Source organism: Streptomyces sp. NPDC060205 (assembly GCF_042728395.1).
Taxonomy (GTDB): domain Bacteria; phylum Actinomycetota; class Actinomycetes; order Streptomycetales; family Streptomycetaceae; genus Streptomyces.
Window position 1 is genome coordinate 1 of record NZ_JBHWZP010000261.1, and the last position, 13,572, is coordinate 13,572.

At 72.4% G+C, this 13,572-nt stretch carries 11 protein-coding genes; 6 read left to right on the forward strand and 5 right to left on the reverse strand.

All coding sequences use genetic code 11. The features are described from left to right. Positions 1–80 precede the first annotated feature (80 nt). From ACFWGJ_RS33070 to ACFWGJ_RS33080, 3 genes are all read right to left on the reverse strand, one after another. Complete coding sequence (locus ACFWGJ_RS33070; RefSeq protein WP_387332025.1) at positions 81–815, reverse strand: hypothetical protein; 735 nt, start codon at positions 813–815, stop codon at positions 81–83. A gap of 5 nt (positions 816–820) precedes the next feature. Then, the gene (locus ACFWGJ_RS33075) at positions 821–1,510 is read right to left on the reverse strand and encodes a hypothetical protein (RefSeq protein ID WP_387332027.1); all 690 of its coding nucleotides are present in this window, start codon (positions 1,508–1,510) and stop codon (positions 821–823) included. A gap of 104 nt (positions 1,511–1,614) precedes the next feature. After that, entirely contained in the window at positions 1,615–3,774 is a 2,160-nt protein-coding gene (locus ACFWGJ_RS33080) for a DHA2 family efflux MFS transporter permease subunit (protein ID WP_387332029.1), read from the reverse strand. 335 nt (positions 3,775–4,109) lie between these two features. Between ACFWGJ_RS33080 and ACFWGJ_RS33085 the strand changes: the two genes are divergently transcribed. After that, entirely contained in the window at positions 4,110–4,922 is an 813-nt protein-coding gene (locus tag ACFWGJ_RS33085; protein WP_387332031.1) for a peptidoglycan-binding protein, read from the forward strand. A gap of 409 nt (positions 4,923–5,331) precedes the next feature. On the opposite strand, the gene ACFWGJ_RS33090 is transcribed toward ACFWGJ_RS33085, so the two are convergent. Then, positions 5,332–5,997: an HAD family hydrolase gene (locus ACFWGJ_RS33090; protein ID WP_387332033.1), complete on the reverse strand. Its 666-nt coding sequence runs from the start codon at positions 5,995–5,997 to the stop codon at positions 5,332–5,334. A 423-nt stretch (positions 5,998–6,420) separates the two neighbouring features. Here ACFWGJ_RS33090 and ACFWGJ_RS33095 point away from each other — a divergent pair, with 423 nt between their 5' ends. The 4 genes from ACFWGJ_RS33095 (at position 6,421) to ACFWGJ_RS33110 (ending at position 11,744) form a co-directional block, all read left to right on the forward strand. After that, positions 6,421–7,065: an HNH endonuclease family protein gene (locus tag ACFWGJ_RS33095; RefSeq protein ID WP_387332035.1), complete on the forward strand. Its 645-nt coding sequence runs from the start codon at positions 6,421–6,423 to the stop codon at positions 7,063–7,065. A 109-nt stretch (positions 7,066–7,174) separates the two neighbouring features. Next, entirely contained in the window at positions 7,175–8,848 is a 1,674-nt protein-coding gene (locus ACFWGJ_RS33100; RefSeq protein ID WP_387332037.1) for an alkaline phosphatase D family protein, read from the forward strand. A 313-nt stretch (positions 8,849–9,161) separates the two neighbouring features. After that, on the forward strand, positions 9,162–11,207 hold the full coding sequence (locus ACFWGJ_RS33105; RefSeq protein WP_387332039.1) for an FAD/NAD(P)-binding protein: 2,046 nt from the start codon (positions 9,162–9,164) through the stop codon (positions 11,205–11,207). Positions 11,208–11,291: 84 nt separating this feature from the next. Continuing rightward, on the forward strand, positions 11,292–11,744 hold the full coding sequence (locus tag ACFWGJ_RS33110; RefSeq protein ID WP_387332041.1) for a DoxX family protein: 453 nt from the start codon (positions 11,292–11,294) through the stop codon (positions 11,742–11,744). 60 nt (positions 11,745–11,804) lie between these two features. Here the strand turns inward: ACFWGJ_RS33110 and ACFWGJ_RS33115 are convergent, their stop codons facing one another. Continuing rightward, positions 11,805–12,440 (reverse strand): superoxide dismutase family protein, encoded by a 636-nt coding sequence (locus ACFWGJ_RS33115; RefSeq protein ID WP_387332045.1) that lies wholly within the window; start codon positions 12,438–12,440, stop codon positions 11,805–11,807. 356 nt (positions 12,441–12,796) lie between these two features. Between ACFWGJ_RS33115 and ACFWGJ_RS33120 the strand changes: the two genes are divergently transcribed. Next, positions 12,797–13,459, forward strand: coding sequence for a DedA family protein (locus tag ACFWGJ_RS33120; protein WP_387332043.1), 663 nt, complete (start codon positions 12,797–12,799; stop codon positions 13,457–13,459). Positions 13,460–13,572 lie beyond the last annotated feature (113 nt).

Here is a 13,572-nt window from a genome sequence, read left to right on the forward strand (position 1 = left end):
GCCCGGGCGGGGCCTCACTGCTCAGTCACCTCGGTTCGACCGGCCTGTTGCGCGAGCCGGTCGTACGGCTGCGGTCGGGGTCAGATCCTCAGCAGCCGTTCCGTCAGTTCGCGGTAGTCCTTCAGGGCCAGCCGCAACTGCTCCGTGTCGGCCTTGTCCTCGGCGGAGCTCTGCCAGGACGTGCTCAGGGCGCGGCGCCGCTGGGCGACGGCCTCGGTGAAGCGTTCGGCGACCTCCTGGAGCACCCGGTCCGCCTCCTCGACCGAGCCGCGGGGCCCGTCGACGAACCCGGCGACCGCGTGGTGCAGCTGCTGCGACCACTTGTCGCCCTCGTCGTGCGGCATGAGCCGCCCGGAGTCCGTACCGGTCCTGTTCCCGGCGTTCACCCTCGCCTCGGCGCCGAGGACACTCTCGCGGGACGCGCCGCTCCGGCCGGCCGCCGGGGCCGCCTTGGCAGGGCCGCCCGGGGTCTTCCCCGCGGTGCCCTCACGCACCGGTGAGCGCTCCTGCTCCGGCGTACGCGGGCCCGTGGTGGCCGGAATCCGCCCGCCGACCATCGTGTCCTGGCCGTCCCGTACGCGCTCCTGGGGCGCCGTGTCCCGGCCGCCGAGCACGTCGTCGCGCGCCGCGGAGCCCGTCCGCGCCGAGGCCTCGGGGCCCGCCGCTCCCGCGTTGCCCGTGAGCCGTCCGGCCGCGGAGCCGCCGCCCCGCGCCGCGCCGTCCGTTCCCATCCCCGGCGTCCTGGTCACATCTCCCCCATCGTCGCGCTCGTCGCGCCGGTCCTTGAAAGGTCCTGTCGCGGTGTTGTCCGGCATTCGTCTCAACTCCCCTTCACATGGCGCCTGTTGAGCGCCCACGGCGCGTGCGAACGGCCGCGGGGGCTGTCGGTTCGCGTGGTCCCGGCCGCTTCCTCGCCGCCGTCCCTGTCGGCCTTCCGCAGCTGCGCACGGTCCTCGCGCCCGGCGGTGGTCAGGGCGTCGAAGAGCGCACGGGCCTCGACCAGGGACTCACGCAGCTCCTCCGTGTCGGCCCGGTCGGCGCCGGCGCCGTTCGGATGCGCGGCCAGGTGGACACGGCGGTAGCCGTTCACCTGGTGCGCGTGGTGCACGGAGAGCGCGGAGAGCTGCTCCTCGTAACGGTCGCCCGCCGGGAAGCCGCGCGCGCCCGCCACCTCGCCGAGCAGCCGGTCCGCCTCGACGACGGCGTCGCGCGGCGAGTCGACGAACTGCTCCTGGATCGCGGTCCAGCGCACCGTGTAACGGTCGCGCGCCGCGGGGTCCAGCGGTTGCGGGCGCAGCGATCCGTGCCGCTGCACGCGCTCCTCAAGCTCGCGCTCGGCGGCCTGCGAGTCGCCGTCGTGGCGGGCGAGTGCCCGGTCGTACTCGGGCCCGAAGCGCCGCTTCAGGCTCTGTCCGCCGCCCGCCCCGCGGGCCATCACGAGCCGAGCGATCACGGCGGCGACGACGGCCACCACGATCACGATCAGAACGATGATCACGCCTGTGGACATGGATTGCCTTCCGGGTTCTGGGCCCAGCGGGCCGCTTCCTCCGTCGGGTTGCCCGGACTTCGGCTGCCAAACGGCCCGTGGCCGGATCCACGTCACGAGATCCCTCAAGTGGGCCCCGGATCACCTAACTTGGCGAGCCGGGCCCGCCCGGCCGGCTTCGGCGACGCGTCCGCGTAGGGCCGTTCCGCGTCGGAACCGCACAGCTCGGAGTTGAGTTCCGTCACGAGCTGGGCGAGGTCGGTGGGCCGGTCCGGGCCCCACCAGTCGCCGAGCAGTTCGGCGAGGGACTCCTCCCGGGCCGCGGCCAGCTTCCCGGCCACCGCACGCCCCTGTTCGGTGAGGACGAGGTCCAGTCCCTCCCGTACGCCCAGACGCCGTTCCTCCACCTGGCGTGCGGCCGCGATGACGATCTGCAGCGGCACCCCGCTGTGTTCGGCGAGGGCGGCGGGTTCGGCCCAGCCGTAGCGCCTGATGCGCAGCAGCAGCCAGCTCGCGGCGGGCAGCAGGTCGTACCCGGCGCGGGCGGTGATCTTCTCGTAGATCTGCCGCCGCCCCTCCCGGGTGCCCAGCACGGACAGCGCGCGGCACACCTCGTCGTACGAGGAGCGTTCCACGGGGTTGCTGGCGAGCGTCTGGGTGGCGTCGGGCGCCGTCACCGAGCCCCGCAGCCGGTCCTCGCGCAGGAACCAGGCGAGGACGAAGCCGACGGCGGCGACCGGGGCCGCGTACAGGAAGACGTCCGTGATGGAGACGGCGTACGCCTCGACGACGGGGGGCCGGAGCGCGGCCGACAGTTCGCCGATGATCTTGGGGTCGGATTTGAGCGCGTCGGCGCCCACACCGGGCGGGAGGGTCTGTCCCCGGAGCACGTCGGCGAGTTCGCCGCTCAGCCGGCTGGTGAAGACGGAGCCGAAGACGGCCACGCCGAACGAGGCGCCGATGGAACGGAAGAAGGTGGCGCCGGAGGTAGCGACGCCCAGATCCTCGTACGAGACGGCGTTCTGCACGATCAGGACGAGGACCTGCATCACCAGCCCCAGCCCGAGGCCGAAGACCAGGAAGTACAGGCTCATCTCGGCCGTGGAGCTGTCCACGTCGAGCCGGTGCAGGAGCAGCAGTCCGAGGGCGGTGACGGCGGTGCCCGCGACGGGGAAGACCTTCCAGCGGCCCGTACGGCTGACGATCTGGCCGGAGACCGTCGAGGAGACGAGCAGTCCCGCCACCATCGGCAGCATGTGCACGCCCGACATGGTGGGCGACACACCCTGGACGACCTGGAGGAACGTCGGCAGGTACGTCATCGCGCCGAACATCGCGAAGCCGACGACGAAGCTGATCACCGCGGCGAGGGTGAAGGTGCGGATGCCGAACAGTTTCAGCGGGAGCACGGGTTCGGCGGCGCGGCGCTCGACGGCCACGAACGCCACGGCGAGCACGACGCCGAGGACCGCGAGGCCGACGATCTGCGGGGAGCCCCAGCCCCAGGTGTTGCCGCCGAGCGAGGCGACGAGGACCAGGCAGGTGGCGACGGCCGCGATCAGGAACGTACCGAGGTAGTCGATCGTGTGCTTGCGGGAGCGGACCGGGATGTGCAGGACCGTGGCGATGACGGCGAGCGCGACGACCCCGACGGGCAGGTTGATGTAGAAGACCCAGCGCCAGCTCAGATGCTCGGTGAACAGCCCGCCGAGCAGCGGCCCGAGGACACTGGTCGCACCGAAGACGGCACCGAAGAGCCCTTGATATTTGCCCCTCTCCCGGGGCGGGACGATGTCGCCGACGATCGCCATCGACAGCACGATGAGCCCGCCGCCGCCGAGGCCCTGGAGCGCGCGGAAGGCGATCAGCTGGGGCATGTTCTGCGCCATGCCGCACAGCGCCGAGCCGATCAGGAAGATCACGACGGCGATCTGGAACAGCTTCTTGCGTCCGTACTGGTCACCGAGCTTGCCCCACAGCGGGGTGGCGGCCGTGGAGGCCAGGAGATACGCCGTGACGACCCATGACAGATGGTCGAGCCCGCCGAGATCGCTGACGATGGTGGGCAGCGCGGTCGACACGATGGTCTGGTCGAGCGCGGCGAGCAGCAGCCCCAGGAGCAGCGCCCCGATGGAGACGAGGACACCGCCCTGCAGCTGCGGAGGAACGGCGGTGGCGCCGCGCGAGTGGTCCCGGGGCCGAGGGGTCCGAAGCCCGTCGGGGGACGCGTCGGGTACGCCCCTTTCGCCCGTACCGCCGCCCCTGCCGTGCGCATCCTCGGCCATGAAGACCTCCCGGCCGCGAGAATCCCGTTCCTCTTCCATCCTGGTCGGTGTGACCGGTTATGGCCTGTTGAATCCGGCCAGGAGTTCGGGATTCCGGGGGTAACCGGGAGATTGTGTGGAGGGGGTCTGCATAATCGCTGGAGTTCGTACGGGGAAGGATCCACGACGTGAGCGACCGGAGCGGTCATATATGCCCGGAATGCGGGGCACCCAGGGAGTCCGGGGGCTCCCCGACATGCGGCTGCGCCCGCAGAGCCGCGGACGAGCTCCTGGAGACCCGGTCCGCCGAGACGGCTGCCGCGGAGGACTTCGACCCGCTGCGCATCCGCCCCTACGTGGATCTGGAGGTCCCCGCGGAGGGCGCCACCGCGGGCTCCGGTAGCGGCCCGCTCCCTTCGGCGCCGGAGGCCGGCCAGGGCCCCGACGACCGGGCGACGATCGCGATCCCGCTGCAGCGCACCCCGCCCGACGACTTCCCGGCCGCCCCCGCAGCCCCCGCCGACGGTCACGACGGTTACGACGACCCCGCGGACTCCTCGGACGCCCCCGGGAACACGGGCCGCCGACGCCGTTTCGTACTCGTGGGAGCCGGCGCCACGGCGGTCGTGGTCGCGGCGGCCGGGTTCGCGAGCGGACTGTTCTCGTACGAGTCGCCGTCGCGCGACGGCGCGGCCCCGGACGACATCCGCGCGAGCGTGCCGGACACCGCGGTGGACGAGCCGTCCCCGTCGGACTCCGGATCCCCCTCGGCGTCGGAGTCGGCCTCGGCGTCCGCGTCGGCGAGCGAGAGCCCGTCGCCTTCGGCCTCGGAGTCCCCGAGCGCGTCGGCGGCCCCGTCCAGGACGACCGCGACGACGCGCGCGCCGTCCCCCGAGAACTCGGTCAGCACCTCCCAGCCCGCCGCCGACCCGACCGACAAGGCGGGCCCGGCGGTCCTGCGCCGCGGCGACGAGGGCCCCGAGGTCACCGAACTGCAGCTGCGCCTCAAACAGTTGGCCCTGTACGTGGGCGACGCGGACGGCGACTACGACAACCGCACGGAGAACGCGGTACGCAACTACCAGTTCACCCGGGGCCTGGACGAGGAACAGGGCGTCTACACAGAAGAAACCCGCACCCACCTGGAATCAGAAACAACCAAACCCTGACCCCCCGCCCCAGGGGGCCACGAACCCGCACCCACAGGGCCACGGGCTTGCGCCTGCGGGGGCGCGGGTTCTTTTGGGGGCGCGGGGAACGGCGCAATCTCTGGCGTTCAGGGGCGCGGGGTCCTTGGGGGCGCGGGGAACGACGCAATCTCTGGCGTTCAGGGGCGCAGAGTCTTTAGGGGCGCGGGGAACGGCGCAATCTTTCGCCTGCACGCGCACGAACAACGCCGGGATCCCCCACCCTCAGGGGCGCGGGGAACTGCGCAATCTCTGGCTTTCAGGGGCGCGGGGAACGGCGCAATCCTGTCGCTTTTTAGGGGCGCGGGGAACTGCGCGACCAGCCCCCACCGGAGCCGCACCCGACACACAACCCAACCCCACCCCACCCCGCCCCACCCGGAGGGACCCGTCACAACACCCGCAACCGAACTCCCCCACCCTCCACCCCTTCGACCCGAACCCCCCGAAGATCCCGAACAACCGCATCAGGCCGATGAAACCCGGCCCGAGCCCCAACCCCCACCACCCGCATCCCCGCGGAGCGCCCCGCCAGGATCCCCGCCCCCGAGTCCTCGAACACCACACAGTCCTCGGGCGCGACCCCCAACTCCGCCGCCCCCTTCAGGAACCCCTCGGGATCCGGCTTGCTCGCCCCCACGGACTCCGCGGTGATCCGCAGCTCGGGCAGCGCGAGCCCCGCCGCCCCCATCCGCGCGGCGGACAGCCCGACGTCCGCGGACGTGACGAGCGCGTGCGGCACGGCCAGCTCCCGCAGGGACGCGAGAAACTCCTCCGCCCCCTCGATCGCCACGACCCCGTCCATGTCGGCGGTCTCCTCGGCGAGCATGCGCGCGTTGTCCGCGTAGTTCTGCTCCATGGGCCGGTTCGGCAGCAGCACGGCCATGGACGCGTACCCCTGCCGCCCGTGGACGACCTTCATGACCTCGTCCCCGTCGAGCCCGTGCCGGTCGGCCCAGCGGCGCCACACGCGCTCGACGACGGCGTCCGAGTTGACGAGGGTGCCGTCCATGTCCAGCAGCAGGGCGCGGGCGGTCAGCACGGTCGAGGCCGTCATCGGCAGGCTCCAAAAAGCGTGGGATCGAAAAGCTTGGGATCGAAAAAGCGTGGGCTCGGAAAAGCGTGGGCCCGATGCGCGGATCGGAACGCGCGTCGAGGCGTGGACCAGGGCGCGAGAAGAACCCCGCACACCTCCGGGGGAACAAGGTGGCCCCGCCCGCCGGTCAGGGAGTGCGAGCGGGGACCACTTTGTTTCTCCACGGTACAAAACAAAGGAGTGATCCCGCTACCCGGGGGTCCCTTCTGATTTCACACGAGGACATGACAAAGCAGACGGCCCGCCCCAGGAATCCCGCCGCACACCTTGTCGTGTCATGCCCACGTCATTAACTTCTCACCTGACGCACATCTCCCGGAAACCGGCCCCCGCGAGCATTCAGTCGCTCGCAGGTCAACTTCCCCCCACCCGTAGGGAGTTCGCATGCCGAAGGTCTACGCGCGTCGACGGCTGAGTCTAGTGGCCGCCTTCGCCGGATTGATAGCCATGGCCGGGCTTTTCAACGGCCCGGCCGCCTCCGCCGCGCTGCCCACCCCGGTCAGCGCGGCCACCGCCCGCACCTACCTCGCCTCGCTCACCGTGGCGACCGAGGACCGTACCGGGTACGACCGCGACCTGTTCCCGCACTGGATCACCATCAGCGGCACCTGCAACACCCGCGAGACCGTGCTGAAGCGGGACGGTACGAACGTCGTCACCAGCTCCGCCTGCGCCGCCACCAGCGGCTCCTGGTACTCCGTCTACGACGGCGCCACCTGGACCGCCGCCTCCGACCTCGACATCGACCACCTCGTGCCGCTGGCCGAGGCCTGGGACTCCGGCGCCGACAGCTGGACCACCGCCCAGCGCCAGGCGTTCGCCAACGACCTGACCCGCCCCCAGCTCATCGCCGTCACGGACAACGTGAACCAGTCGAAGAGCGACCAGGACCCGGCCGAGTGGATGCCGTCCCGCACGGCCTACGCCTGCACCTACGTCCGCGCCTGGGTCCAGGTGAAGTACTACTACGACCTCTCCGTCGACTCCGCGGAGAAGAGCAAGCTGACCTCGGTCCTCAGCGGCTGCTGACCTGCCACGGGACCCGTACCGCACGCGATCTCACGCGATCTCTCGCCGGAACCTCCCCACCGGCCTCCGTCGTTCCGTACCGTACGGGGCGACGGAGGAAGGTGATCACGTGGCGAGCCTGCGCCTGGGTCCATTGCTGAGGTATGTCGACGGCTCGTCCGCGACCGTCTGGGTCGAGGCGAGCCGTCCGGCCACCGCCGAGGTCCGCTGTGCGGACGGCTCGGGCGGTGAGTCCCGTACCTTCCAGGTGGCGGGCCACCACTACGCCCTGGTCCCGGTCACGGGACTGACACCGGGCACCACCACCGCGTACGAGGTGCTGTTCGACGGGGAGCGCGTCTGGCCCCTGCCCGACTCGCCCTTCCCGCCCTCGGCCGTCCACACCCCCGTGGACGACCACGAGACCGTCCGCGTCGCCTTCGGCTCCTGCCGCTGGGCCTCACCGCCCGAGGGCGAGAAGGACCCGGTCGGCCCGGACGCGCTGGACACCCTCGCGGCCCGGATCGCCGCGGACCCGCAGGGCGAGCGCCCGGACGTCCTGCTGCTGCTGGGCGACCAGGTGTACGCGGACGAGGTGTCCAAGGCCACCCGCCACTGGCTGCAGGCCCGCCGCGGCCTGGACCAGCCGCCCGGCGCCGAGGTCGCGGACTACGAGGAGTACACGCACCTCTACTACGAATCGTGGCTCGACCCCGAGGTCCGCTGGCTGCTCTCCACCGTGCCCAGCTGCATGATCTTCGACGACCACGACGTCATCGACGACTGGAACACCAGCGAGGCCTGGGTCTCCGACATGCGGGACACCCCCTGGTGGCGCGAGCGCGTCCTCAGCGGCCTGATGTCGTACTGGGTCCACCAGCACCTCGGCAACCTCTCCCCCGACCGCCTCGCCGAGGACCCCCTGTACGAGGAGGTCCGCGCCACGCCCGACGGCACGGACGCCCTGCGCGCCTTCGCCGCCCGGGCCGACGCCGATCCGGCCTCGGTCCGCTGGAGCTACCGCCGCGACTTCGGCCGCACCCGCCTCGTGATGGTCGACAGCCGCGCCGCCCGCGTCCTCGACGAACAGAACCGGTCGATGCTCGACCCGGCGGAGTGGCAGTGGCTGCGCGAGCAGATACGGGACGGCCACACCCTGGACGAGCAGGCACCCGAGGGCACCGGCGCCTACGACCACCTGCTGATCGGCACCTCCCTGCCCTGGCTGCTCCCCAACCTCGTGCACGACGCGGAGGCGTGGAACGCCGCGATGTGCCGGGGCGAGCGGGGTGAACGCTGGGCCCGGCGGGGGGAGAACCTGCGGCGGGCGGCCGACCTGGAGCACTGGGCCGCGTTCCCGTCGTCCTTCGACCAGCTGGCGGGGCTGATCGCCGAGGCCGGTTCGGGGCCGCAGGCGCCCGCGACGATCTGTGTGCTGTCCGGGGACGTGCATCACGCGTACGTCGCCGAGCCGGTCTGGCGGGAAGGGCTCGCGGCCCCCGACGCCCGGGTGGTCCAGCTGACCTGCTCCCCCGTCCACAACTCCATCCCGCCGTACATCAGGGTCGGTTTCCGCTTCGGCTGGAGCGGGGTGGGACGGGCGCTCGGCCGGCGGTTCGCCCGGCACGGCAGGGTCGCGGCTCCGCCGGTGGACTGGCGCAAGACCGGCGGGCCCTGGTTCGGCAACCAGCTGATGACGCTGACGCTGAGCGGGCGTTCGGCCCGGCTGCGGCTTGACCACGCGCGTGCGGAGCGGGGTGGTGGGGCGCGGTTGAGGACGATCGTGGAGTCCGTCCTCAGCTGAACGCTCCGCCTGTGGGTGGCTGTTCGTCTGCGGGCCCGGTGGGGGCTGGGCGGGCAGTTCCCCGCGCCCCTGTTCGGGACGCCGTCCCTCACGGGCGGTGCACTTGGCCTCGTACCCATATCTCGCGGGTTGCCCGTGTGCTGATGCTTGGTGTGGATGCGTCGTGAGAGTCCCGTGAGGCATGCCACAACCGGTGCCGTTGATCCGCTTCAGGGGTCGGATCCCGTGGTGTGCGACGGCATGATGATGCGGACCGTCCGCTTCCACCGGGGCGGTGAGCCGCGCATGCCCCACCTGTCCGGGAGTCTCCCCCTTGTCGGAACCAACAGACCGCCTCTCCGTGGCCCTGGTCGGCGCCGGACCGCGCGGCACCAGCGTGCTGGAACGCCTGTGCGCCTCCGCACCCGAACTCCTCACACCCGGCACGCGTCTGACCGTCCACGTCGTCGACCCGTCCCCGCCGGGCCCCGGCCGCGTCTGGCGCACCGCGCAGCCGGCCGAGCTGCTGATGAACACCGTGGCCTCCCAGGTCACCCTCTTCACCGATGACAGCGTGGACTGCTCGGGCCCGATACGCCCCGGGCCCGGCCTGCACGCCTGGGCGGAGGGACGGGCCGCGCAACAGCAGGGCGGGCAGGCCGCAGGGCAGGCGGGCGGGCAGGCGGCCGGACGGCTGGGGCCCGACGACTACCCGACCCGCGCCCAGTACGGCCAGTACCTGGAGTGGGTGTTCGGCGAGGTGGTCCGCGGGGCGCCGCCCGCCCTGCGGATCGAGACGCACCGGGCGCGCGCGACCCGCCTCGACGACGCCACCGACGGCCGCCAGACCCTCGTACTCGACAACGGCCGTGTCCTGACGGGCCTGGCGGCCGTGGTCCTCGCCCAGGGCCATCTGCCGGTCGTGGCGGACCAGGCGCAGGAGCGGCTGTCCGCGCACGCCGAGCGCCACGGGCTGCGCCATGTCCCGCCCGCCAACCCGGCGGACCTCGACCTCTCCCACGTCAGCCCCGGCGAGACGGTCCTGCTGCGCGGTCTGGGCCTCAACTTCTTCGACCACATGGCCCTGTTGACGACGGGCCGCGGCGGCCGTTTCGTACGCACCGCGGCCGGGACGCGCTACCTCCCCTCGGGTCGCGAGCCGCGCCTGGTGGCCGGCTCCCGGCGCGGCATCCCGTACCAGGCGCGCGGCGACAACGCCAAGGGCCCGTACGGCCGTCACCTCCCGCTCGTGCTCACCCCGGAGGCCATCGCCGCCTTCCGCAAGCGCGCGGACTCGGGCGACGCCCCCGACTTCCTCACGGAGATATGGCCGTTGGTGGCCAAGGAGGTCGAAACGGTCTACTACGAGACCCTGCTGGCCCGCCGCGCCACCGGCTCCACCGGCACCACCAGTTCCACTGGCTCCACCGGCATCCCGGGGGCACCGGTGGTACGCGACTTCCGGGAGCGATTCCTCGCCGTCGCGCACCGGGACCCCCAAGAGGCGGCGGTGCTCGACGAGTTCGGAGTGCCGGCCGCCGACCGCTGGTCCTGGGACCGGGTCTCACGCCCGCACGGCGGACGGGTCTTCACCGGTCCCGCCGACTTCCGGGGCTGGCTGCTGGCCCATCTGCGGGAGGACGCGGCGCAGGCCGCGCTCGGCAATGTCGAAGGACCGCTCAAGGCTGCGCTCGACGTGCTGCGCGACCTGCGCAACGAACTGCGGCAGATCGTCGACCACGGCGGCCTCGCGGGCTCCTCGCGCCGGGAGCACCTGGACCGCTGGTACACCCCGCTCAACGCGTTCCTGTCCATCGGCCCGCCCCGGCGCCGTATCGAGGAGATGGCGGCGCTCGTCGAGGCGGGCGTGCTGGAGGTGATCGGCCCGCGCCTTGAGGTCCGGGCCGAGGACGGGGCGTGGGTGGCGCACTCCCCCGACGTGCCCGGCTCGACCGTGTCGGCGACCACGCTCGTCGAGGCCCGGCTGCCGGAACCGGACCTGCGGCGCACCGCCGACGCGCTGCTCGCCCGGCTCCTGAAGACGGGCCAGTGCCGCCCGCACACGGTGGACGGTTACGAGACCGGGGGCCTCGACGTGACACAGCGCCCCTACCACCTGAGAGATCGTCAAGGGCTGCCGCACGCACGGCGGTTCGCGTTCGGCGTGCCGACGGAGGGGGTGCACTGGGTGACCGCGGCGGGGGTCCGTCCAGGGGTGGACTCGGTCACGCTGTCGGACGCCGACGCGGTGGCGCGGGCCGTCCTGCGAACGGCTGCCGCCGAGGTCGGACGGGGCGCGGAGACGAAAACGGAACCCGCGCCGACACCCGTATCGACCGAAAAGCCATGGCCCAAAGTTGAACTTGCAAGCATTGAATAGGCAGACCTAACGTAGAGCACTCACTCGGTTACGTTCCCCACCGGTCCGCCAAGGACCGTACCGACACCGAAGGAGTCATCCCACATGACCGGACGCCTCAACAGCGCCCAGCCATACGCCATCGGCCTGTTCCGTATCGTCGTCGGCCTGCTCTTCGCCTGCCACGGAGCCGTCTCGCTGCTCGGCGTCCTCGGCGGCCTGGACGGCAAGGGCGCCACCGTCGAGACCGGCGCCTGGCCCAACTGGTACGCGGCCGTCATCGAACTCGTCGGCGGCACCCTGGTCCTGCTCGGCCTCGGCACCCGTATCGCCGCGTTCATCGCCTCGGGCGCGATGGCCTACGCGTACTTCAAGGTCCACCAGCCCGAGGCGCTGTGGCCGATCGAGAACAGCGGTGAGGGCGCGGCCATGTACTGCTGGTCGATGCTCCTGCTCGTCTTCACCGGCTCGGGCGCGTTCGGCCTGGACCGGCTCATCCCCGGCCGCTCGTCCTCGACGACCGGGGAGAACCGCCCCTCGGAGCCCGTCGCGGCCTGACACGCAGGCCTCAACGCGCCCCTGCACCAAGCCGGTACGCCGCCTCCGCAGGGCGTGCCGTCAGCCGGCCCACCCGAAGGGCACGGTGAAGCACGCCAGCCGGGCGCCCGCACCGCCCGGCTCGGCGTGCAGCACGACGGAGGCGGCCTCGCCGCGCCGGAAGTTCCAGTCGTGCCGCGCACTCGCCCCGCCCTCGCCGCGGTCGTCCGCCGTGAAGTCGAGCCAGACCTCGTTCTCGGGGTTGACCGCCGCGGGGTCCGTGGACGGCCGGTGCTGATAGTGCCCGCCCGCCGCGGCCGGCTCGGCGCCGCACGGGTCCCGGTGCACATGAACTCCGTACGCGTGCCCCGCCTTCAGCCCCGTGACGCGCAACGCCACCGTCGTACGCCCGCGTTCCTCGCTGCGCTGACTCACCTCGATCCACGCGGCGGGCGGTACGAGTCCGGTGTCGTCGTACGTGACCGCCGCGGACGGGACGAAGGCACCGGGCGGGGCGAAGCGGGCGTCCGTACGCATCCGGTAGCCGGGGGCGGGATCGGAGTCCGCGGGACCGTCGGCGTCCGAGGGGCAGGCGGTGAGCGCGACGGAGGCGAGGGCCCCGGCGAGCACCACGACGGCCCTGCGCACGACGGCACCCGCGACACCACCCGCGCGGTCCGCGCCCGCTGCGGCCGCTGCGCCTGCTGCGCCGTCCATGCCCTCTGCGGTCTCCGCGTCCGCCGCGCCCTCTGCGGTCTCTGCACGCACTGCGCCTTCTATGCCTGACGTCATCGTCGGTTCCGCTCCTTTGGCGATCTGTGCTCGCGATCGGTGATCGGCCATCGCCGATCGGTGGCCCCTTTCTCGTTGGTACGGGACGTGCGGGCCGCCCGCCCCGGGGGTGTGGCAGCCGGGTGAACATGGTGTGGCGAACACACGAGCCCCCTGTGGATCTCCTGTCCCACCCGAGGCGTACGCTGTATGGCTGTCACAGGCCGCTCCTGCCGCTCCCCCGCGACACCGCGGCACACGGCACGGTTCGGGGCCTACGGGGGAGACACAGGGGAGTTTCGGTGCTTGAGAGTGTGGGGTCGCTGTCCGGCACCCCTTGGATCTACAGCCAATGGATCTATGCCGTAGTGGCGCTGTCGGTCCTGTTCGACGTCTTTCTGCCGGTGCTGCCGAGCGGCGTGCTGGTCATCACGGCGGCGACGGCTGCCGCGGCGGGCACCGGAGCGGCGGTCCAGCACGTGCCGGACATCCTCTCCCTGATCCTCTCGGCCGCGACCGCGTCGGTCCTCGGCGACCTGGTGGCGTACCGGCTCGCCTGGCGCGGCGGCGCACGGCTGGACCGCGCCATCGCCCGCTCCCGGCGCCTGAGGGGAGCGCAGGAACGTCTCGGCGCGGCGCTCGCCCGAGGCGGCGGCACGCTCGTCGTGCTCGCCCGCTTCGCCCCGGCGGGCCGCTCGCTGGTCTCACTCGGCGCGGGGGCGGCGCACCGGCGCGTACGCGAGTTCCTGCCCTGGTCGATCCTCGCGGGACTCGCATGGGCCGCGTACAGCGTGGCCCTCGGCTACTTCGGCGGCCAGTGGCTGGGCGCGACGTGGTTCGCCTCGGGCATCTCGCTGGTGGCGCTGTTCGGGGCGGGCGCGGGGGCGGCGTACTTGATGCGACGCCCGCCGCAGACGCCGACGCCCGCGCTGGTACCCGTACCGGAGCCGGGCCGGAGCGCCTGACAGCGGGGCAGGGCTGCCCCTAGGGCCTGTCTGACAATTCCCGTCGTCGCCCGCAGGGCGGCCGCGCGGCGTCAGGTGCGTGCTCTCGCCGTGCCGGGCGCAGAGCCAAGTAC